This window comes from Nocardiopsis synnemataformans (genome assembly GCF_965343085.1).
Classification (GTDB): Bacteria; Actinomycetota; Actinomycetes; order Streptosporangiales; family Streptosporangiaceae; genus Nocardiopsis; species Nocardiopsis alborubida.
This window is the reverse complement of sequence record NZ_CBDRFA010000013.1, coordinates 43,819-65,093: the sequence shown is the minus strand read 5'-3', so window position 1 is coordinate 65,093 and position 21,275 is coordinate 43,819. Positions and strand designations below refer to the sequence as shown.

Below are 21,275 nucleotides of genomic sequence, written 5' to 3'. Positions count from 1 at the left end.
TCCGTTCCCCCGTCCCGAGCACCGCGAAGCCACCCGAGCGGCCCGACCCGCCGGGCGGACGGGCCAGAACCGCCTTCCGGGCAGGGATCAGAGCGTGTCGATCAGCTCACGGCACGCCTGCTCACAGCGTCGGCACGCCTCCGCGCACACCCGGCAGTGCTCGTGCATGGAGGCGTGCTGCTCGCACTCGTCGGCGCAGGTCTTGCAGGTCTGCGCGCAGGCCTCCAGGACCGCGCGGGTCAGGTTGGCGTCGTAACCGGTGTGGCGCGAGAGCACCCGACCGGTGGTCTCGCACTGGTCGGCGCAGTCGAGGTCGGTGCGGACGCACTTGACGAGGTCGGCCACACCGTCCTCGCTCAGACAGGCGTCCGCGCAGGCGGTACAGGCCTGGGCGCACTCGAAGCACGCCTCGATACAGGCCCGCAGCCTCTCGCGGTCCACCCCGCCCAGGTCCTTGGGATAGGTCTCCAGCATCTGGCTCGCCACGCTCATGGCGTTCCCCCTCGGCGTCATACGGCGCCGGAGGCGGGCGCCCCCGGCCCTGGTCCGCACTTCCTCTAACCGGCGGGGATCTGGGCAAACACGGGGGCGGCCGGTGCGGGCGCCGGGTGGTCCCGAATCACCCCCTCCCCCTGGCGGGTAAGCAGGACCGCGCCCGCCCCCGTACATGGCACACGGGGTCGGGCGCGGTCCCGGCGGGCACCGGTCAGCGGGCACCGCTCAGGTGGTGACCTCCTCCACCCGGGCCCGCGCCGCCGCCTCGACGTTCTTCTTGATGTGCTCCATCTCGACCGGGATGTTCTGGTGGTACTTGGCGGCCATCTGCTCGTCGTCGAAGGGCGCGTCGGGCCTCATGGCGAACTGGTACCGCCAGGTCAGACGCACTCCCTCCGGGACCTCCTCGTAGGACCAGTGGATCCGCACGTACTCGAAGCCCTCGGTCTGGACGCGGTGGGACCACGCCTCACCCGCCTCGCGGTCCACGGTGCGCTCGGACACCCAGCTCCACACGCGCCCCTGCTTGTCGGGGTTCTTGGTGACGCGGAAGCGCGTGGTGTCGCCCTCCTGGTGGAGGATCTCCACCGAGGAGTGCCAGGTGAAGATCTCCGGCCAGGAGGCGACGTCGTTGGTCAGCTCCCAGACGAAGTCGTAGGGCGCGTCGATGACGACGCTGTGCTCGATGCTTCCGGGCACGGGATCACATTCCTTTCGCGGGGGCCGGAACGCCCCCGTTGACGAGGGTGGCCAGCGCGACCGGGGAGGGCGCCGCCTCGGCGTCCGCCCCGAGCCTGCGGCCGACACGGCGCTCGATCTCGGCGACGATGCCCATGACGCCCAGGGAGTCGATCCCCAGTTCGTCGAAGGTGCTCGTGGAGGCGGTGGCGGCGTCGGTTCGGACACCGGCGCAGGTGGACATGAGTTCCACCAGCTCCTCCATCTCGATGTGTCTGTCGGACATGGCTCTCCTCGGAATCTCGTGTGTCGGGTCACGTGTCGGTTCGTGTGCCGGGCGCGTGTCAGGCGTGGTCGGGGCGTGTCAGGACGACGGCGGAGTTGCCACCGCCCAGGCCGCGCGACAGGACCAGCGCGGTGCGCAGGCGTGCGGCGCGCGGCACCCGGACGACCAGGTCGAGGCCGCTGGGCGCGTCGGGGACGTTGGGTGTGGGCGGAACGACCTGGTGTTCCAGGCTCAGGACCGCCGCGGCCACGTCCAGCGCACCCGCCCCGGCGTAGGCGCGTCCGAAACCGGTCTTGGGCGCGGTGACGGCCACCCCGCCCGGGAACAGCTCGCGCAGCACCGCCGCCTCGTCGGCGTCGGCCTTGGGCGTGCCCACCGCGTCGGCGAAGACCACGTCCACGTCCTCGGGGGCGACACCGGCCCGGCGCATCGCCTCCCGTGCCGCGTGCAGGAGTCCGGCGCCGCCCGGGTCGAACGCGCCGACCCCGCCGAAGGTGCTCGCGTGCCCCGCGACCACGGCCCGGATCCTGGCGCCGCGCGTCCGCGCGGCGGCCTCGTCCTCCACCACGGCGACGGCCGCGCCCTCGGCCGGGACGTAACCGCCCGCCCCCTCGGTGAAGGGGAGGTAGGCCGTGCCGGGGTCGTCGCCGCGGCTGAGGACGTCGGCCCCCGCGTGGCAGGCCAGGGCGAACGGGGAGCCGATCGGGGCCTCGCTGCCGCCGACCAGCATCGCGGAGGTCCCGCGCCGCAGGGCCTGTTCGCTCTGGCCCAGGGCGTCGAGCATGCCCGGTTCGTCGGTGACCAGGACCCCGCACATGCCCTTGAGTCCGTTGCTGATGGAGATCTGTCCGGTGCTCGCCGCGTAGAACCAGGCGATGGACTGGTAGGGGCCGACGTGGTCGGGGCCCCTGCTCCACAGGGCCTCGATCTCGCGCTGGCCGAACTCGACGCCGCCCGTGCAGCTACAGATCAGCACGCCGACCGCGTAGGGGTCGGCGCCGGGGTCCAGCCCCGAGTCCCGCAGGGCCTCACCGGCCGCGACCATCGCGAACCAGCTGAAGGCGTCGGTCTGGACGACGTAGCGGCCGTCGAGGTGGTCGTGCGGGTCGAAGCCGGGGATCTTCCCGCCCACGCGCACGTGGAAGCCGTCGGTGTCGAAGTCGGGGATCGGCGCGAGGAGCGACCTCCCCCGCCTGATCGCGTCCCAGTACCCCGGGACGCCCACCCCCGCGGGAGAGACCGTGCCGAGTCCGGTGATCACCGTGCTCATACGCGCACCTCGTTCCCCCGGTCCAGGACGACCGCCGACTGGAACCCGCCGAAGCCGCTGCCCACGGAGAGCACCACGTCGGTCCGCCGCTCCCGCGCGGTCACCGGCACGTAGTCCAGGTCGCACTCGGGGTCGGGCGTGCTCAGGTTGGCGGTCGGCGGCACGACGCCGGTGTCCATGGCCAGCACGCAGGCGGCCAGTTCGATGGAGCCGATCGCGCCCAGGGAGTGCCCCACCATCGACTTGATGGAGGACATGGTCACCCCCCGCGCGTGCTCGCCCAGGGAGCGCTTGACGGCGTCGGTCTCGTGGCGGTCGTTCTGCACGGTGCCCGACCCGTGGGCGTTGACGTAGTCCACGTCGGTGGCCGGACGCCGCGCCTGGTCCAGGGCGGCGGTGATGGCCCGCGCCATCTCCTGCCCCTCGCGGCGCAGGCCGGTCATGTGGAAGGCGTTGCCGTGGTTGGCGAAGCCCGCCACCCGGCAGCGGATCCGCGCGCCCCGGCGCCGGGCGATCGAGGCCTCCTCCAGGATGAGGACGGCCGCGCCCTCACCCATGACGAAGCCGTTGCGCTCGCGGTCGAAGGGCCGGGAGGCCCGCGCGGGGTCGTCGTTGCTGTCCGAGGTCGCCCTGATGGCGTCGAAGCAGGCCATGGCGATGGGGGAGATCGGCGACTCGGCCGCTCCCGCGACGACCACGTCGGCGAGGTCGTCCTCGATGGCCTGCGCGGCGTAGCCGACCGCGTCCAGGCCGGACGTGCAGCCGGTGGAGACCGTGCGCACCGGCCCGCGTGCCCCGACCAGCTCGGCGATCTCACCGGACAGGGCGCTGGGTGTCACCGCCCGGTACAGGTGGGGCGAGGCGGCCTCGGGGTCGACGACCCAGTCGGCTCCGCCCCGGCTCATCTCGACGTAGTCCCTCTCCAGACGCGTGGTGCCGCCGACCGCCGTCCCCATGCTCACGCCCACGCGCCAGGGCGGGACCTCGGCCAGGGGCGGGGCGCTGTCGGCCAGCGCCTCGGCGGTGGCGACGGCGGCGAACTGCACGTACCTGTCCATGCGTTCGGCCTGGCGCTCGTCCAGCCCGTGCGCGGCGGGGTCGAAGTCGACCTCGGCGGCGATCCGGGAGCGGAAGGCGGTCGCGTCGAACAGGGTGACGTGGCGGGTGGCTGTGCGCCCCGCGGTGAGCATGTCCCAGAACGCGGCCGCGCCGATCGCTCCGGGGGCCACCACGCCGATACCGGTGACGACGGCCTCGCGTCTCAAGACGCCTCCCCGGGGAGGTCGCGGGCCCGGCTCAGGTCCAGGGCGGGGGCCGCTTGCGCGCCCACCGCGGGGTTGTGACAGGGCTGGGTCATGCGGTGTTTCCTCCACATGGTCTGAGGGATGAGAGAACGCGGCTTCCTCATTCACGTTCGGTAGCGTGTGTATCACGATGGGTCGATCTCCCCCGTGATGGACGCGCACCCACACGCCACCTGGCCAGCCAGCTTCCACCGCCCCGGACGCGTCCAGGCCGGGGTGCGCTCGTCCGGCTCCCGCACAGGTCATCCCCACCGTGGGCGGGTCAGGCCGCCTCGGCCTCGACCACGGCGTCAGGGCAGTCCGCGGCGAGCCCGGCGAGCGCCTCGTGCTCGGCCGGGTCCACCGTCAGGCTCCAGCGGACCTTCACCGTGGTCCACTCGGTGACGTAGCGGCAGTGCGCCTCCGGCGAGGCGGGCAGCCAGTCCGCGGGGTCCTGGTCGGCCTTGGAGCGGTTCTGCGCCGCGGTGACCGCCACCAGCGCGACCGGTTCACCCAGGTCGTTGGCGTAGTCGCGGCGCCGGGCGGTGGTCCACTCCGAGGCGCCCGAGTCCCACGCCTCGGCCAGCGGCACCATGTGGTCGATGTCCAGGCCGCGGGCCTCGGTGTGGGTGCGCCCGTCGTAGTAGGACTCCCACTCCCCGCCGCTCAGGCGGCACCGCTCACCGACCTCGGGCATGAGGACGGCCTCCTCCATCAGGACCTCGGCACGGGTGTTGCAGCCGTTGCGGTCGGCGTCGACCCAGTGCGGGAACAGGGAGCGGTCGTATCCCTGTCTGCTCTCGTCGGTGACGGGCAGACCGGCGACGGCGACGGCGAGCGGGACCGCCTCGGCCGCGTGCGCGGCGGCGGGTGCCAGTGCGGTGACGGGTGTCAGCGCGGCGGCGAGCAGGACGGCGGCGGTGGTGGTGCCCACGGTGACGCGCACGCGAGCCTCCTTCGGATTCGACTACGGGTTGTCACTGACCATTTCCGAAGAGTGCACACAGGTAACCCGCGGGCGGCCCGCCCCTCCGCGGGACACGGGGCGCATCAGGACGATGCAGGAGAGTCCGGCACATCGGCGCACCGGAATCGGCCCTGCCGTCCACAGCCTTCCGGCCAGGCGCTATCGACCGAACCCGAAGCGCGGGCTCTCGCCGCCCACGCCGACCGGAACCCGGCGGCGGGACGCTCCAGCCCGCCGGAAAAGGGCCGCCACCCCAGGAGGGAACCATCGCGCACACCCCTCCCGGAGCACCGGCGGCGGGGCGGCCCCGTCCGCGCCAGAGCCCCACGTACCCACGGGGGGCGGTGACCGCGTGCGCACATCCCGACGGCCAGCCCCCACCCGCACGGAAACCCCGTTCCCCACCGGAAAGGGTCGCCGCGTACACACATCCGCCCCGGCCGTTCCGACGGGAACGACTTTGCCCTAATATGAAAACCATTATCGTTTTTGCTGACCCAGCGGGAGGAGAAACCAGGTGCGGCACGTGTCCCTCCCGCCTGGCAGGTCGCGCCCGGCACCCGACGAAGCGGCACCCGAGGACGCGGTATCCGAGCGGACCGGCCCGGCCGGGGTCAGATGGCTGGCCACACGGGCGGGCACGGCCACGGCCGCGATCGTCCTCGGCGTCCTCCTCGTGGTCTCCGCGGTGGCGGCCATCGGACTGGGGTCGGCGATCGTCCCCCCGGGCGAGACGGTGCGCTACCTGTGGGCGGCCCTGAGCGGAGGCGTGATCCAGGCCGACGAGGTGGTCCGCTACCAGATCATCTGGCAGATCCGCACCCCCCGGGTCCTGCTCGCCGCCGTCGTCGGCGCCGGTCTGGGGGTCGTGGGCGTGGCCGTCCAGGCCATGGTCCGCAACGCCCTCGCCGACCCCTACATCCTCGGGGTCTCCTCCGGCGCCTCCGTCGGCGCGGTGCTGGTCAGCGTGCTGGGCGCGCTGTCCGCGCTCGGTATCCACGCGGTCTCCGCCGGGGCCTTCCTGGGCGCGCTGGGCGCGACGCTGCTCGTCCACCTGGTCGCCCGCTCCCCCACGGGGGTCACCCCCCTGCGCCTGGTGCTCACCGGTGTGGCGCTCTCCTTCGGCTTCCAGGCCGTGATGAGCGTGATCGTCTACCTGGCGCCGAGCAGCGAGGCCACCGCGACCGTGCTCTTCTGGACCATGGGGAGCTTCGGCGCGGCCACCTGGAGCTCCCTGCCCGTGGTCGCCGTCGTGGTGGTCCTGGGAATCCTCGTGCTGCGCGGCCTCGCGCGCTCGCTCGACGTGCTGACCCTGGGCGACGAGACCTCGGCGAGCCTGGGCGTGGACGCGGCCGGGCAGCGCAGGATCCTGTTCGCGGTGACCGCGGTCATGACCGGGGCCATGGTCGCCGTCAGCGGCGCTATCGGCTTCGTCGGGCTGGTCATCCCGCACATCGTGCGGATCGTGGTGGGCGCCGACCACCGGCGCGTGCTCACCGTCGCCCCCCTGCTGGGAGCGGTCCTCATGGTCTGGGTGGACCTCTTCTCCCGCGTGGTGGTGGCCCCGCGCGAACTCCCCCTCGGCGTCATCACCGCCCTGATCGGCGTACCGGTGTTCCTCACCCTCATGCGCCGCCGCGGCTACCTGTTCGGAGGACGATGATGGACCTGCGCGTGGACGGGCTGTCCGTCGAACTCGGCGGCGCCAGGATCGTGGACAGCCTCTCCCTGGACGTGCCCGCGGGGCAGGTCGTGGGGCTGGTGGGTCCCAACGGCTCGGGCAAGTCCACGGCCCTGCGCTGCGTCTACCGGGCGCTGCGCCCCAGCGGCGGAACCGTGTGGGTCGGGGACGAGGACCTGTCCTCCCTGAACCTGCGCCAGAGCGCCCAGCGCGTGGCCGCCCTGACCCAGGAGAACGGCAGCGACCTCGACTTCACGGTGGAGGAGGTCGTCGCCCTGGGGCGCGCCCCGCACCTGCGCGGCAACCAGCCGCTCGACGCGCGCGAGCGCGACCTGTGCCGCCGGGCCATGGAGCGCCTGGAGGTGGCCCACCTGGCCCACAGGGGCGTCATGGAGCTGTCCGGGGGCGAGCGCCAGCGGGTGCTGGTGGCCCGGGCCCTGGTCCAGGAGCCCCGGGTGCTGGTCCTGGACGAGCCCACCAACCACCTGGACATCCGCCACCAGATCGCGCTGTTGTCCCTGCTCCGGGACTCGGGGCTCACCGTCCTGGTGGTCCTGCACGACCTCAACCTGGCCGCGGCGGCCTGCGACCGGATCGGCGTGCTCTCCGAGGGTCGCCTGGTGGCCGCGGGCGGTCCCGCGGAGGTCCTCACCCCCGCCCTGCTCCTGGAGGTCTTCGGCATCGAGGCCTCCGTCGTCCCCCATCCCCTGACCGGGGACCCCCAACTGCTGTACCGGCTCCTCCCCGCCGTCGAGAAAGGCCTCCAGTGAAACACCGGACATCCCTCGGGACCCGCGCGTCCCACCGTTCCCTGCTCCCCCTGACCGCCGTGGCCGTCCTGGTCACCGGGTGCGGAGCCCAGGTCGAGGAAGGGCAGGAGGCCTCGGCCGCGGGCACGGTCACCGTGCGGCGCTGCGGCGAGGAGGTGGAGTACACCACCCCGCAGCGCACCGTGGCCTACGAGGCCGGGAGCGCCGACAAGCTGTTCGCCCTCGGCCTCGCCGACCACGTGCACGGGTACGTCATGCCCCCCGCCAACCCGCCGGTGGAGGAGTCCCCCTGGGCCGAGGAGTACGCACAGGTGGAGTTCCTGAGCGACGACCTGCTCAACCGGGAGCTCGTCGTGGACGCCGGGGCCGACCTCGTCGTCGCCGGGTGGAACTCCGGGTTCAGCGAGGAGCGGGGGATCACCCCCGAGATCCTGGACGGGCTCGGGATCCAGAGCTTCATGCACACCGAGTCCTGCTTCAACTACCCGGGGCACCCCGAGGAGGCCACCCCGTTCGAGGGCCTGTACACCGACCTGGAGCGGCTGGGGCGGATCTTCGGGGTGCCGGAGCGCGCCGAGGAACTCGTCACCGACTACCGGGCGCGGGTGACCGCCGTGGAGGAACAGGTCCCCGAGGGCGACCCGGTCCCCGTGTTCCTCTACGACTCGGGCACCGACCAGCCCTTCACCGCGGGCAGCCAGGTCCCGCCCAACGACATCATCAGCCACGCGGGCGGGGAGAACATCTTCGCCGGCCTCGACGAGCGCTGGACCCAGGTCGGCTGGGAGGCGGTGGTGGAGGCCGAGCCGGAGGTCGTCATCATCCTCGACTACGGCGACCAGCCCGCCGAGGAGAAGATCGACTTCCTGAGCTCCTTCCCCGCGATGTCCGAGGTTCCGGCGGTGGTCGAGGAGAACTTCTTCGTCATGGACTACAACGAGGGCATCTCCGGTCCGCGCAACATCGACGGCCTGGAGAAGTTCGCCGACTACCTCCGGGACCTGGAGCGGGGCTGATCCACGTCCGCCCGCGCCGGCCCCCCTGACCCGGGACGGCGCGGGCGGGCACGGGTCGGTCAACGGGGGTCGCGGCGGGCCGAAGCCCGACCGGAGGCCCCGGGCCCCGCGGAGTCGTCCGCGCTCCCGGTCCGACGCGTCGCCTCCCCGGGAGCGGACGGGCGGCCCCGCCGCGGGGTGAACGCCGCCTCACGGGCACGGGCGGGGGTGACCACCTGGCGGAGCGCGGGATCGGTGAGCAGCACCACCGGGGCGATCCGGTTCGGCTCCAGGGGGTACCACTCGGGCAGGGCCCCCTCGATGGCGGCCCAGGCCTCGTCGGTGGCGCCGCGGGCGGCCAGCCCGCGGGCCGTGCCGAGGGCGCGCTCGAAGGCGGGCGGCTCCGGCAACCGGTGGGCGGCCAGCCACTCCCGCCGCTCGGCGTCGGACGAGGGCACGGTGAGACCGGGCACGGCCCCGGCCAGGGCCCGGTCCGCGTAGGCCGCTCCGCTGGGCGTGGCCAGACCGGCGCTGTGCAGGTAGAGCGGCACCGCCTCGGCCTCGATCTGCCCGGTGCCGACCTCGGCGACCACGTGGGGGCGGTGCAGCAGGCCGCGCAGCCTGTGGTGCGCCCCCCGGACGTCGAGGAAGGCCGCGAGGACCACCTCCAGGTAGGCGGCGGCGCCCGACCCCTTCTCCTTGGCCCGCCGGAGGGCGTTCAGCGCCTCCTCCACCCGGCCGTCCAGGGCGGCCCGGCGCCCCTGCGCCAGGAGTTCGCGCACGCCCTCCGGGCGCACCGGACGCCCCTCCGATCCGAGCAGGTCCTCGAACGAGGCGCGTTCGGCGGCCACGAGGTCGGCGAAGGAGCGGTGGCGCTCACCCAGGCCGGGGTACCAGCTCGCCCAGGCGTAGGCGGCCCACTCGCCGTCGGGGGAGACGTCGCCCGCGTCCAGCACCCAGTCCTGGGCGTCCCCCTCGACCGAGACCAGCAGCAGTGGTCCGACGAGCCCGCCCTCCCGCGTCACGAGGAACTCGTCCACACCGCACTCGTCCTCCAGGTCGGCCGCCCAGCCGACGGTCGCGGTGGAGCGCAGGCCGTACACGAACGTGCTCGCGGGTCCCCAGCCGTCGGACGCCTGGAGGAAGGCGCGGTAGCCGGGCGGAAGCCGTCTGCCGAGCCGCTCCTCCAGCTCCGCGACCTGCTCCTCGGAGGCGCCGTCGTGGCCCAGCCAGGAGGCGGCGCGCTGCTCCGCGGTGGTCCCGGGGAGTTCGTCCTCGGTCAGGACCCGCAGCATGTCCGCGCTGTACTCGGCCAGGTAGGCCCGCCACTGCTCGGCGGTGGCCGGGACCCGGGCCAGCAGGTCCCGCACGATCCCCCCGTACGGGGCGGGCGCGCCGCCCGCCGTGTAGCGGTGTCCGTCGAACGCCTCGTAGGTGCGGTCCTCGGAGAAGAAGCGCACCCGGTTGAGCTGGATCTCGGAGCCGCCGCAGTTGCGGGTGATCTCCAGCCGCAGGTGCCGGTAGGGGGTGTCCGCCGCCGGATCGGTGACGTGGAAGTCCCGGGCGTGGTGGCGGCCGGGGAAGAACTCGTCGGAGCGGGTGTCCAGCGTGACCCAGGTCCGCCCGTCCGCCGACCCCTTGAGCGTCCAGTCCCGGGGATCGCGGTCGGCGAAGTCCTCGGCGGAGACCAGGACGTAGTGCCGGACGCTGACGGGCTCGGCCATGGTGAACTCCAACCAGTCGGCGACGCGCCAGCTCAGCCACTTGGAGGAGGTGTCGTCGAGGAGGTTGACGGCGACCTGGCCCACCTTCGTGTACTCGTTGCCCGCCCGCACCTCGCGCACCCCGCCGGTGACCTCGTCCCCGCTCCCGGCCTCCTCCAGGGCGATGGTGCGCAGGGCGACCGCGCCGCCGCCGCCCTCACGGTCGGCCCAGGTGATCCGCGCGGCCGGGGAGCCGCCGTCCTCGATGAGCAGCCGCAGTTCCTCCCCGTCCTCCACGCCCTCGACCCCGAACCTGTGGACGGGGCGGTCGGTGAGCCGCTCCACCAACCGCCCCCGCCAGGCGTGGGACGTGCCGTCCGCGGTGCTCCGCGTGCCGGTGAACGTGGTCATGCCGGGGTCGAACCCGACCACCGCCTCCGCCCCGTCGAGGTCGCGCCAGCCGAGCTGGGCCAGCGGCACGGCCCCGCCGGGTTCGAACCCGACCACCAGCCGGTGGTCGGTCAGCCACTCCCCCGCCTCGGCCCGCTGCCGCTCGGTGCGGAAGACGAGGACGGTCGGGTGCTCTTGCATGGAAGCTCCTACGGTGAGGGGGTTCGGGGAGGGCGGCCGGGGGGGAGCCGCCCGCGGGTCCGCGAAGAGGCTACGCGCGCGGCCCGACATTTCCGGACGCCTCCCGGCACCGCCTCCAGCCGTGTGGCCCGCCCCATCCGCCGTGATCTTGTACCTACAGCGAGTTTCGACGCCCAGACTCGCTACAAGTACAAGATCACCGCAGGTCAGAACCCATGATTCACACCAGCAACGCTTCCGGCCAGACCAGATTCGGTACCTGCTGGCGGACGCTCTCAGCGCTCCTCGGTGTCCTGGACGTCGGCGGTGCCCGGCCCGTGGTCGGGCATGGCGGAGCGCGAGGTCGCCTCCCGGTGCAGCCGCAGGAACTCCAGGTGCCGCTCGTACTCGTCGAGGATGTTGCCGATGAGCTGCTCCTTGGTGTAGCCCATCACGTCGTAGCCCTGGCTGCCCTCGGTGAGGTAGACCTCGAAGCGCACGTAGGTGTCGTGCTCGGCGAGCGAGCGCATGGCGAACGCGGGGGTGGGCACCACCATCGGCCACACCCGGTAGCTGAACTCCTCCTCCTCGCCCATCGGCGCCCGCAGCTCCAGGTACGGGATCCGGGCCTCCTCGTCGATCCCCTCGGTCACCGTCGCCTCCGCGCCCTGTTCGCGCAGCTCCTCGGCGACGTCCCGGAACGCGGGGCGGCACACCTCGCGGACGAACCTGTCGGCCGCCCGCCTGCCGGGGAAGCTCACCGCCCGCGTGATCCGCTGCCGCCAGTTGCGTTCCGGGCCCCTGCGGTCGGCCGTGGTCCGGTCCGACAGCGACGAGGACAGGGTGGTCCGGAAGGCGTCCGCCCGGAACTTCTCGACCCGCAGCGCCTTGAACAGGCCCCACATGATCACGAACATCACGAACGAGAACGGCAGACCCATGATGATGGTCGCGCTGGTCAGCGTGTCCACCCCGCCGACCAGGAGCATGGCGAGGGTGAGCAGGCCGGTCGCCGCCGACCAGAAGACGCGCAGCCACGGGGCGGAGTCGGTGAGCGGCGTCGGCAGGTGGGAGCTGAGGTTGCCCATCACCAGCGCGCCGGAGTCGGCGGAGGTGACGTAGAAGAGCAGGCCGACGACGGTCGCGAGCCCGGCGCTGAACAGGACGCCCGGGTACTGCGCGAGCAGCCCGTAGAAGCCCTGTTCGGGCTGGTTCATGGTGGCCTCGCCGAACGCGGCGCCGCCCTCGCGCACGACGCTCAGCGCGCTGTTGCCGAAGAAGGACAGGAAGGTCAGCGTGAACAGGAGCGGCACCACCAGGGTCGCCGCCACGAACTGCCGGATGGTGCGGCCGCGCGAGATCCGGGCGAGGAACATCCCGACGAACGGCGCCCAGGCGATCCACCAGGCCCAGAAGAACAGCGTCCAGGCGTTGAGCCAGTCGGTCGGCGGGTCGTAGGCGAAGGTGTTCAGCGTCATGGAGGGGAAGCGGCTGAGGTAGTCGCCGATGTTGAGGACGAGGGCGTTGAGCAGGTAGACGGGGTCCTCGAAGACCAGCACGTACAGCATCAGGACGACGGCGAGCACGACGTTGATCTCGGACAGCCGTCGGATGCCCCGGTCGACGCCCGCCACGGCCGACATCGTGGCCACGAACACGGCGACGACGATCAGGCCGATCTGCGCCGCCATCCCCTCGGGGATGCCGAAGAGGAAGTTCAGCCCGTAGTTGAGCTGCACGACGCCGATGCCGAGCGACACCGAGACGCCGAAGATCGTGCCGATGACGGCCGCCAGGTCGACCGCGTCGCCGACCGGGCCGTGGACGCGCCTGCCGATCAGCGGGTACAGGGCCGAGCGGATGGCCAGGGGGAGGTGGTAGCGGAACGAGAAGTAGCCCAGGGCCATGCCCATCAGCGCGTACATCGCCCACCCGGTCACGCCGTAGTGGAAGAGCGTCCACACCACGGCCTGCCGGGCCGCCTCGACGGTCTGCGCGTCGCCCTCGGGCGGCGCCAGGTAGTGGCTGACCGGCCCGGAGACGGAGAAGAACAGCAGGTCGATGCCGATGCCCGCCGCGAACAGCATGGCCGCCCACGCGAACACCCCGTAGTCCGGCTTGGAGTGCTGGGGTCCGAGTTTGACCCTGCCGTAGCGGGAGAGCGCGACGAACACCACGAACCCCAGGTACAGGGTGGTGGCGAGGAAGTAGTACCAGCCGAACACCTCGGAGATCCACCCCACGACGGCGCCGATGGTGTTCCCTGCGCCCGTGGGCGCGACGATCGCCCAGACCGAGAGCGCGACGATCAGCGCGGACGATCCGAAGAACACGATCGGTTTGAGCCGGCTCCGCCCGCGCTCCGCCTCCTCGGGGGTCTCCGGTTCCGTTCCCGGCCGCGGCTCGCTGTCCGCGCGGTGCTGCCCTCCGTCGGTGGCCACCGATCTCACCTCTCGTTCGTGCGGTGCCGGAAACGGCTCCCCGGGGACGACGCCGACGGGGGGCGGTTCACCGGGTCACCGGATTCGGACAGTCCACGGCGCCATCTTCACGGAACGCCCGTCCACGGTCCGGTACCCCACGAACGGCGGCGTGGCGCGGCGGCGTTCGCGGGCGCGGCGGCGGGTGGACGGCTGACGGAAGGCTCCGGTGGCGGTCGGACGGCAGGCGGACGGCGGATGGCGGGCCCCGGCACCAGGTCGAACGCGGTGCCGGGATCTGTGGGAGGACTCGGCGCCGGGGGGAGGGAAAGGGAAGGAAACAGTGGCTTCCAGGTGAGGTCTAATACCGTCTCCCGGCCGCACCGGGATTGGTCCACCCGCGGCCGGTGCGGACCACACGCGACAGGGGGTCGGATCCTCCCAGTTCCCGTCCCCTCGCGTTCCGCGGCCCCTCCCGTACCGCCCGGCGGATGACCCCCACCGGTCCTGTGGGCGGTCCGGTCGGCCCCGCGCCTCGTCCCGGCCAGCGGATCCGACTCCTCGTCACGGCCCGCTTACCGGCCTCCCCGAACGGGAAACCCTCCTTCCAGAGGGACTCCGGGCACCGCGCCCTCACCGGCTCCGTGCCCGCGACCCCTCCGGATCCTCCGCAGTTCCGAGCGCTCGCCTTCGCCCCGGGCCGGTACCGGTCCGGGACTCCCCCGACGGATTCCCGCTACCGTCCCGGCCTCCACCGCGCCGGGGCGCGATCCATGACCGAAGGACCCGCACATGTCGATCCGCAAGTCCGACACCCCCCGACCCCGTAACAGGCACCGGCTCCGCACCGCGGCGGCGCTGGCCGCAGCCACCACCCTGTTCCTCGGCCTCATGCCCGCGGGCACGGCCAACGCCCACGGCTACATCTCCAACCCGATGAGCCGCCAGGCCCAGTGCGCCGCGGGCATCGTCCAGTGCGGCGGCATCCAGTGGGAGCCGCAGAGCGTCGAGGGCCCCAAGGGGCTCATGCGCTGCGACGGCGGCGTCGGCCGCTTCTCCGAGCTGAACGACGACAGCCGGGGCTGGCGGGTGACCGACGTCGGCCGCGTCCAGACGTTCGAGTGGACCATCACGGCCGCGCACTCCACCTCCACCTGGGAGTACTTCATCGGAAACCAGCGGGTGGCCGTGTTCGACGACCACGGCGCCCGTCCGCCGTGGTCGTTCAGCCACACCGTGGACCTGTCGGGGTACAGCGGACGGCACACGCTGCTGGCCCGGTGGAACGTCGCCGACACGGCCAACGCCTTCTACGCCTGCGTGGACATCAACATCCGCGCCTAGGAGCCGGACGCCCGAGAGCCCGTGCGCCCGCCCGGACCGGCGGCGGCGTCGCGAACGCCGTGGAACCGCCGGGCCCGGGCGGGCCGCGCCCGTACCGGTGGCCCCGCTCCGGGGCCGTCCCCGGGATCCCGCCGCACCGACGAGCGTGTCCGGTGCCGTGAACCGGAGTCGCCCCCTCCGCCGTGATCTCGTACTTAGAGTGCGTCTCGACCGTCCAGCCTCGCTAAGACGCAGGTCAGAACCCCTCACGTCACACCGGCAATGTTTCTGGCCGGTCCGCTACGCGTCGCGCCGCGCCCTGATACCGGCGAGGACCAGGTCCAGCGCCTGGTCGAAGTAGGTGTTCTCCACGGCCAGGGCGTCCACTTCCGACACCGTGACGGCGACGGCCTCCTCGTGCCCCTGCTCGCGGTCGGACTTCATCACGCTCATCGCGACGGCGGACGTGGCCGCGCCGAGGATCTGGTTCGACACCGCCCGGATCGCGACCGCCTGCGCCTCCCTGTCCCCGCCGTGCTCCCCCAGCGCCTCGATGATCCGCCTCGACAGGGCGACGGCGTTCGGGCCGATCAGCGGCCGGGAGCCCGCGAACTCGGCCGCCCAGGTGTGCGCGGTCAGGGCCGCGTAGAACCGGAGGGCGGTCTCCTTGAGCGCCTCGTCCCAGGGGGTGCCCGGAGGCGGCAGAGCCGAGGCGGCCTCGGCCAGGATCCCGTCCACGGCCAGGTCCACGAGGTCCTCCCGGCGTTCCACGTACCAGTACAGGCTGGTGGCGTGCACCCCGAGTTCGGCGGCGACCTTGCGCATGGTCAGCGCGGACGTCCCCTCGCGGTCGAGCAGGCCGATCGTCGCGGCGACGATGCGTTCGAGGCTGAGGGCGGGCTGGGACCGGCGTCGGCGCTGAGGGCGGTGGAAGACGCTGTCGAACTGCTGGTCGGATCCTGAAGTGGCCATGCCCGACAGCATACTAGGAATCATACGTTGTAGGTTTTCATCAAACAGTGTATGTTCCTCGGCATGGTTACCGACAGCTCCCTCACGAGCCCCCCGACCTTCGCCCCCTCCGAGGCCCCCGACCAGTCCCGCACGACGGCCACCGACCCCGGCGGCCTCACCGCCTTCCTCGTGATCGCCTTCGCCTTCTCCTGGACCGCCTGGTGGGTCGGCTCCCGGCTGCTCGCCGGGGGCGACCCGATGCCCGCCGTGATCGTCGGCAGTTTCGGGCCGATGGTGGCCGCGGCCGTCGTCACCGCGGCCACCCAGGGCCGCCGGGGCGTGGGCGCGCTCTTCCGGCGGCACTCGCTCCGGCGCAGGGGCGGCGTCAGGCCCTACGCGATCACCGTGCTGATGGTCCTGGCCCTCGCGGGCTCCGCAGCAATCCAGGTGTACCTGGGCCAGTCGACCCTGGACGAGGCCCAGCTGTGGGCGGCGCTGCCGACCCTGCCCGTCCAGTTCCTGGTCATCGCGCTGGTCGGCGGCGGCAACGAGGAACTGGGGTGGCGGGGGTTCGCGCTGCCCCGGCTCCAGGGCGTGCTCTCCCCGCTGGCCGCGAACGTGGTGCTCGGCGCGGTCTGGGCGATGTGGCACGCTCCCCTGTTCGCCATGGCTGGCACGCTCCAGTCGCAGATGTACTTCCCCGCCTACGCCCTGCTCTGCGTCGGGTTCACGGTGGTCCTCGGCCACGTCTTCAACTCCGCCCGCGGCGGCGTGCTCGCCGCGATCATCACCCACGCCGCGATCAACGTCGTCTCGGGCGTCAAGGCCGTGGCCGTGGGCGACCCGGCGAGCGCGCCCGAGGTCGCCATGGTCGCCCTGCTCGCGGTGATCCTCGCGGTCTGCACCCGTGGCCGCCTGGGACTGCGCCGTCCCGACGGAACCCGGGGCTAGCGCCGAGGGACGGGCGGTCGCCCACCGTGCGCCGCCGTCGCGGCCCCACCCGTCGCCGCGCCACCGGGGCTCTCCCCCGGCGGAGAGCGCAGACCGGCCGGAAAATCCCGGCGCACCGCCGTCGCCCTCTGCGAACATGACCGGATGAGCCGAACCAGGATGCACGCCGACGAGGTCCAGACAAGTCCGGACCTCGTGCGGCGGCTCCTGCGTTCGCGGTTCCCACAGTGGGCGGGCCTGCCGCTGACGCTGGTCCCCTCCTACGGCACGGACCACGACGTCTACCGGCTCGGCGAACGGCTCTGCGTCCGGATGCCGCGGATCGGATGGGCTTCCGGGCAGGCCGAGCGCGAGTCGACCTGGCTGCCCCGGCTGGCGCCCCACCTGCCGCTGGCCCTGCCCGTGCAGGTGGCGACGGGGCCGCCCGCCGAGGAGTACCCCTTCACGTGGTCCGTCTACGAGTGGCTGCCCGGCGACAACGCCAACGGCACCATCGACGACCACGAACAGGCCGCCGTCGACCTCGCGGGCTTCGTCGCCGCGATGCGACGCGTCGACACCGGCGACGCGCCGCCCCGGGCCAGGGGCGCACGGGGCGGCGCGTTGGCGGAGAACGACGAGCACGTCCGCCGCGCGGTCCACGGGCTCGGCGACCGGGTGGACGGCGCCGCCCTCATCCGCTCCTGGGAGGAGTCGCTCGCGGCGCCGCCGTGGGGTCGCGACGCGTGGGTGCACGGCGACCTGCTCCCCGGCAACCTGCTGGTCGACGCGGGCCGACTGTCCGCGGTCATCGACTGGGGCGGGCTCAACGTCGGTGACCCGGCCTGTGACCTGCAACCGGCGTGGAACGTCTTCACCGGCCGCAGCCGCGCGTTGTTCCTGTCCGAGCTCGGCACCGACGACGGCGCCTACCTGCGCGGACGGGGCTGGACCCTCTACCAGGCGGTCACCGGCCTGGACTACTACCGGGAGACCAACCCGGGAATGGTCAGGCAGGTCTCCCACGCGCTCGCGCAGGTCCTCGCCGGGAGCTGACCCCGACCGGTACCGGGTGACCGTGGCGGTGGGCGTCCCCGGTCTCCCCGCCGGGGCGCGGAGGCGTTCACCAGACGGCCCCGGGATCGGTGCCGGGCAGGTCGCCCGAACCCCCAGGACCCGTACGAACACCGCCCGGACCCACCGGGAACACGGATCACGTGGTCGACGGCGGCCCCGGGCGGGTTCGGCGTTCGGGCCGTTGACGGCGGCCGGGGGCGGTGCCGTCAGCGCGCGGCGAGCACCCGGCCGACCTCGCTGGCACTGGCCAGGGCCTGGTCGTGCTCCTGCTGGGCGAGGTCCTTGAGGGCCTCCATGCCCGGCGTGGTCGCGGCCAGGGTGAGCTCGCGCTTGATGAGGGTCAGGTCGGCCTGCCAGACGTCGCCGACGACGCGCTCCAGGTAGGGGGTGGAGTGGTCCCAGCCCTCGCGGGGGGTTCCGGGGCCGTAGCCGCCACCGAGGGTGGTGGCCAGCACGGTGGGGGTGCCCTTCAGCAGCGGGGTACCGGGGCCCGCACCCGCGATGACCAGGTCGGCCCAGGTCTTGAAGTGCTGGGAGACGCCGTAGTTGTACAGCGGCACGGCCAGAACCACCGCGTCGGCCTCCTGGAGCTCGGCGGCCAGTTCGGCCGCCAGGGCCAGGGCCCGGTCCTGTTCCGGGGTGCGGTCGGCCTCGTCCGTGGCCGCGCCGGTCGTGGCCAGGGCCCAGGCGTCGGCGGGCAGCGGGTCGGTGCCCAGGTGGCGGCGGGTGACGGCGCCCTGCGGGCGGGCGGCGGTCCATTCGGCCTCGACCCGGTCGGCGATCTCGGCGCTGCCGGAGACGGTCGGCAGGATGCTGGCGTCCAGACGGAACAGGTTCATCGGGCTCTTCCCCCAAGGGTGTTCGGGTCCGCGGCATGCGGAGCACGGCCACACAGCCGGACGGTTCCTCTGTCCGGGTGACCGCACACCACTATAAACGGACTTCCCCCCGCTTAGTGTTCCCGGGGTAGATTGGCCGTGTGACCTCCCCCCTGGTGCCCTTCGGGAAAGCGCGCGGCGAGCGCGCGGACGCCGCGCGCAACCGCGAACGCCTGCTGGAGACGGCCCGCGCGATGATCGCCGAACACGGAACACAGCAGGTGACCATGGACGGCCTCGCCGAGAGGGCGGGACTGGGCAAGGGCACCGTCTTCCGCCGCTTCGGCAGTCGCGCCGGCATCTTCGTGGCCCTGCTCGAAGACGACGAGCGCCGCTTCCAGGAGCGGGTGCTGTCCGGACCGCCGCCGCTGGGACCGGGCGCCGACCCCGTGCGACGCCTGGTCGCCTACGGGTGCGCCCGCATCCCCTTCCTGCTGGAACACCACACGCTCGCCCGGGCCGCCGTGGACCGCTCACTGCCGGTACCGGCGGGCGCGGCCGGCATGACCCAGCCCCACATCCGCATGCTCCTGGGCCTGGCCGGTGTGCCCCCGGCCCAGCTGGACGGCCTCGCCGTGCAGCTGACCGCCGCTCTGGAGGGGCCCCTGATGCTGTACCTGTCAGCGGAGGAGGTCCCCGGCCCCCCGGAGCGGTGCGCCCCCCACCCCCTGGTCGACGGCTGGCGGTTCCTCGTCGAACGCCTCCTCGGGGACTGACCGCTCCTCGGAGACCGGCGGCCCCGCGCCGCGCACCCCGGCCGGGTCAGCCGCTCCTCATCACACGGTCGGAACCCCTACGGGCCGTGCGTCCGGGTGGTCCTGGACTGCCGCGGGAGTCAGGGCCGGCCCTGTCCCACGCGTGCGCACCCACACCACGACCGCGACCACGGCGACGGTGACGCTGGGCACGAGCAGGACGGGTGACCCGGTGCCCGCCGACCGGTCCGCGATGGAGGCGCCGATGTCGGTGTGCAGAGCGGTGACGAGGAGGAAGGTGAGCGTGTTGAGCAGCCCATGGATGACGACCGCGCTCTCGACGCCGCCGGTGCGCCAGGTGATGACGGCCAGGCTGACGGCGAGCGTGAAGTACCAGAGGTTGATCCACGGATCTCCCGCGCCGTGGATGGTCGTGAACACCAGGCTGGAGACGAGGACGCCGACGACCAGCCCTGCCCGCGGCCCCCGGCTCCAGCTTCCGGCGACCCGGAAGACCAGTCCGCGCAGGCCGTACTCCTCGCCCGCCGTCTGGAGGGGCACCAGCAGGAGGGTGAGGACGAACATGCCGACCAGGTCGGCGACCGGCCAGTGGGTCTGCTCGGAGGGCGTCGAGACGTTCATGACGGTTACGGCGATCAGCCAGAGGGGGCCGATGAACAGGAGCGCCCGGCCGAACACGTCGAACCGGAAACCCGACACCACCGAGTGCAGCGAGGCGCCGCGCACGCCGTAGAGCCACCGCTGGATGAGCATGCTCCACGGGATGAGCAGCGCGAGCGAGAACATGGTCGCGCCGTGGTAGAGCGGCGTGTAGTCGGTGCCGCCCGCCGCCGGATTGGTCCTGTCCATCCGCGTGTCGACGAGGGCGGCGGCCTGGGAGAAGACGATGCTGAAGGCGAACATCCCCACCAGCAGGAGCACGATCGCGAGGACGCCGCGCCCGATGCAGCGCTTGTCCCCGGCGAGCACGCGGTGGTACTCCACGCCCGGCGGGACGGGCCGCGGGGCCGACGCGGCGGGGTGACGCTTGTCGTTGGGGTCCATGCTCCCGAACCTAGGCCGGAGCAGAGCCGTGACAGAGTGCCACCGGTCACGGGTTTCCTCCACGCCCCGCACGGGATGGGCATGACAGACGTCATGCGCCGACGGAGACCGTGGCACGGCCAGGTGGCCGGTGACGAACACGCGGGCCCGGCGGGCCGCCGTCGGCGGGAACCGCCCCGGCGGGCAGCACCGGGTTGCCGATCAGGGTGCGCGACCAGCGGCAGCGGATCCGCTTCCACACGGGGCCGTCGGGGTCGGCGAAGGCCACGTGCAGGTACACGGGCCCCAGGGCGTCCAGGCGGGTGGCCGGCTCCGGGTAGAGGGCGGCGAGGTCGTCGGCGGTCTCGGTGATGCCGTTGACGGTGTTGCCCGGGGAGACGCGCACGCCGACGCGGTCGGGGCCGATCTCGGCGATGACGGCCCCGGCCACCTCCAGGACGAAGCGCATCCGGTTCCCGAGGGTGCCGCCGTAGGCGTCCTGGCGCCGGTTGGTGTTGGGAGCGAGGAACTGGTGGAGGAGGTGGCCGTTGGCGGCGTGCACCTCCACGCCCAGGAACCCGGCGTCCACGGCCCGGCGGGCGGCGGCGTAGGGGCGCAGCGCTGTGGCGGCGCAGCGTCGTAGCACCGCAGCGAGCGGCCAGCCCTGCACGAAGCCCCTACGCGGACGGTTGGAGGGCCTTGCCCAACAGCGCCACGAGCTGGCGCAACTCGGCCTCGTCGAGCTGGGCCAGCGGGGTCGTGGCCACGGCCGCCTCGATGACCGCGGCGCGCACGCGACGGCCTTCGGCGGTCAGGATGAGCACACGCGAGCGGCGGTCGGCGGGGTCCACCTGCCGCTCCACCAGCCCCCTCTCGGCGAGCTGGTTGACCACGAAGCTCAGGTTGGGCGCCTGGCAGAACAGCCGCCTGGCCATCGTCTTCATCGACGGGGGCGTCTCGTCGGGGTCGATCTCCCACAGGGCCTGCGCGGTGGCGCGCGTGAGACGGTGCTCGGCCAGTGCCGTCTCCAGCTGGTCGTTCGCCTGCATCACGACGTTCTGGGTCGCCACCACCGCCAGCTCAAGCTCACTGTGCCCCATGCTCCGAGCATAGCGAATTTACTTCTCGCCTCGAAGCAAACATGTTCGAGGCCCGACGTGGACCGTGCGTGTCACCGGCGCCCCCAACCGCGCCGGGGACCCGGGGGCCGCGGCCGTCCGGCGCGGGTACACAGGCGGTCGCCCCCGCCCCCGGCG

The 21,275-nt window shown here is 72.9% G+C and carries 20 protein-coding genes; 7 read left to right on the top strand and 13 right to left on the bottom strand.

Annotated elements, in window-relative coordinates; genetic code table 11:
- Positions 1–87 precede the first annotated feature (87 nt).
- The 6 genes from ACSIH6_RS09930 to ACSIH6_RS09905 all read right to left on the bottom strand — a co-directional run bounded on the left by ACSIH6_RS09930 (position 88) and on the right by ACSIH6_RS09905 (position 4,958).
- A complete protein-coding gene (locus tag ACSIH6_RS09930) occupies positions 88–492 on the bottom strand; it encodes a four-helix bundle copper-binding protein (protein WP_017563665.1) in 405 nt (134 codons plus the stop codon).
- A 228-nt stretch (positions 493–720) separates the two neighbouring features.
- Positions 721–1,194 (bottom strand): SRPBCC family protein, encoded by a 474-nt coding sequence (locus ACSIH6_RS09925; RefSeq protein ID WP_435107939.1) that lies wholly within the window; start codon positions 1,192–1,194, stop codon positions 721–723.
- A gap of 4 nt (positions 1,195–1,198) precedes the next feature.
- Positions 1,199–1,459: an acyl carrier protein gene (locus ACSIH6_RS09920; protein ID WP_435107938.1), complete on the bottom strand. Its 261-nt coding sequence runs from the start codon at positions 1,457–1,459 to the stop codon at positions 1,199–1,201.
- A gap of 58 nt (positions 1,460–1,517) precedes the next feature.
- Entirely contained in the window at positions 1,518–2,729 is a 1,212-nt protein-coding gene (locus ACSIH6_RS09915) for a beta-ketoacyl synthase N-terminal-like domain-containing protein (RefSeq protein WP_435107937.1), read from the bottom strand.
- Positions 2,726–3,994, bottom strand: coding sequence for a beta-ketoacyl-[acyl-carrier-protein] synthase family protein (locus ACSIH6_RS09910; protein WP_435107936.1), 1,269 nt, complete (start codon positions 3,992–3,994; stop codon positions 2,726–2,728). Before ACSIH6_RS09910 ends, ACSIH6_RS09915 begins: the two co-directional genes overlap by 4 nt.
- Positions 3,995–4,295: 301 nt before the next feature.
- Complete coding sequence (locus ACSIH6_RS09905; protein WP_435107935.1) at positions 4,296–4,958, bottom strand: HNH endonuclease family protein; 663 nt, start codon at positions 4,956–4,958, stop codon at positions 4,296–4,298.
- 538 nt (positions 4,959–5,496) lie between these two features.
- Between ACSIH6_RS09905 and ACSIH6_RS09900 the strand changes: the two genes are divergently transcribed.
- The 3 genes from ACSIH6_RS09900 to ACSIH6_RS09890 are packed head-to-tail and all read left to right on the top strand — an operon-like array spanning position 5,497 to position 8,446.
- The gene (locus ACSIH6_RS09900) at positions 5,497–6,642 is read left to right on the top strand and encodes a FecCD family ABC transporter permease (RefSeq protein WP_435107934.1); all 1,146 of its coding nucleotides are present in this window, start codon (positions 5,497–5,499) and stop codon (positions 6,640–6,642) included.
- Positions 6,642–7,430: an ABC transporter ATP-binding protein gene (locus ACSIH6_RS09895; protein ID WP_435108001.1), complete on the top strand. Its 789-nt coding sequence runs from the start codon at positions 6,642–6,644 to the stop codon at positions 7,428–7,430. Before ACSIH6_RS09900 ends, ACSIH6_RS09895 begins: the two co-directional genes overlap by 1 nt.
- Complete coding sequence (locus tag ACSIH6_RS09890; RefSeq protein WP_435107933.1) at positions 7,427–8,446, top strand: ABC transporter substrate-binding protein; 1,020 nt, start codon at positions 7,427–7,429, stop codon at positions 8,444–8,446. Before ACSIH6_RS09895 ends, ACSIH6_RS09890 begins: the two co-directional genes overlap by 4 nt.
- A 59-nt stretch (positions 8,447–8,505) precedes the next feature.
- On the opposite strand, the gene ACSIH6_RS09885 is transcribed toward ACSIH6_RS09890, so the two are convergent.
- Together ACSIH6_RS09885 and betT are read right to left on the bottom strand one after the other, a co-directional pair.
- On the bottom strand, positions 8,506–10,719 hold the full coding sequence (locus ACSIH6_RS09885; protein WP_435107932.1) for an SMI1/KNR4 family protein: 2,214 nt from the start codon (positions 10,717–10,719) through the stop codon (positions 8,506–8,508).
- A gap of 275 nt (positions 10,720–10,994) precedes the next feature.
- A complete protein-coding gene (betT, locus tag ACSIH6_RS09880; protein WP_435107931.1) occupies positions 10,995–13,139 on the bottom strand; it encodes a choline BCCT transporter BetT in 2,145 nt (714 codons plus the stop codon).
- Between the two features lie 771 nt (positions 13,140–13,910).
- On the opposite strand from betT, the gene ACSIH6_RS09875 reads away from it, so the two are divergent.
- Positions 13,911–14,462: a lytic polysaccharide monooxygenase auxiliary activity family 9 protein gene (locus tag ACSIH6_RS09875; protein ID WP_435107930.1), complete on the top strand. Its 552-nt coding sequence runs from the start codon at positions 13,911–13,913 to the stop codon at positions 14,460–14,462.
- A 279-nt stretch (positions 14,463–14,741) separates the two neighbouring features.
- Here ACSIH6_RS09875 and ACSIH6_RS09870 read toward each other — a convergent pair whose 3' ends face one another.
- Positions 14,742–15,425: a TetR/AcrR family transcriptional regulator C-terminal domain-containing protein gene (locus tag ACSIH6_RS09870; protein ID WP_435108000.1), complete on the bottom strand. Its 684-nt coding sequence runs from the start codon at positions 15,423–15,425 to the stop codon at positions 14,742–14,744.
- A gap of 39 nt (positions 15,426–15,464) precedes the next feature.
- Between ACSIH6_RS09870 and ACSIH6_RS09865 the strand changes: the two genes are divergently transcribed.
- Entirely contained in the window at positions 15,465–16,346 is an 882-nt protein-coding gene (locus ACSIH6_RS09865) for a CPBP family intramembrane glutamic endopeptidase (RefSeq protein WP_435107929.1), read from the top strand.
- A 144-nt stretch (positions 16,347–16,490) separates the two neighbouring features.
- Positions 16,491–17,381: an aminoglycoside phosphotransferase family protein gene (locus tag ACSIH6_RS09860; protein WP_435107928.1), complete on the top strand. Its 891-nt coding sequence runs from the start codon at positions 16,491–16,493 to the stop codon at positions 17,379–17,381.
- Between the two features lie 227 nt (positions 17,382–17,608).
- Here ACSIH6_RS09860 and ACSIH6_RS09855 read toward each other — a convergent pair whose 3' ends face one another.
- Entirely contained in the window at positions 17,609–18,241 is a 633-nt protein-coding gene (locus ACSIH6_RS09855) for an NAD(P)H-dependent oxidoreductase (protein ID WP_435107927.1), read from the bottom strand.
- 140 nt (positions 18,242–18,381) lie between these two features.
- Here ACSIH6_RS09855 and ACSIH6_RS09850 point away from each other — a divergent pair, with 140 nt between their 5' ends.
- Positions 18,382–18,996, top strand: a complete 615-nt coding sequence (locus tag ACSIH6_RS09850; RefSeq protein WP_435107926.1) for a TetR/AcrR family transcriptional regulator — start codon at positions 18,382–18,384, stop codon at positions 18,994–18,996.
- Positions 18,997–19,056: 60 nt separating this feature from the next.
- Here ACSIH6_RS09850 and ACSIH6_RS09845 read toward each other — a convergent pair whose 3' ends face one another.
- The 3 genes from ACSIH6_RS09845 to ACSIH6_RS09835 all read right to left on the bottom strand — a co-directional run bounded on the left by ACSIH6_RS09845 (position 19,057) and on the right by ACSIH6_RS09835 (position 21,119).
- Positions 19,057–20,040, bottom strand: a complete 984-nt coding sequence (locus ACSIH6_RS09845; RefSeq protein ID WP_435107925.1) for a CPBP family intramembrane glutamic endopeptidase — start codon at positions 20,038–20,040, stop codon at positions 19,057–19,059.
- Positions 20,041–20,131: 91 nt separating this feature from the next.
- Complete coding sequence (locus ACSIH6_RS09840) at positions 20,132–20,665, bottom strand: oxidoreductase (RefSeq protein WP_435107924.1); 534 nt, start codon at positions 20,663–20,665, stop codon at positions 20,132–20,134.
- Positions 20,666–20,696: 31 nt separating this feature from the next.
- Positions 20,697–21,119: a MarR family winged helix-turn-helix transcriptional regulator gene (locus ACSIH6_RS09835; RefSeq protein ID WP_435107923.1), complete on the bottom strand. Its 423-nt coding sequence runs from the start codon at positions 21,117–21,119 to the stop codon at positions 20,697–20,699.
- Positions 21,120–21,275 lie beyond the last annotated feature (156 nt).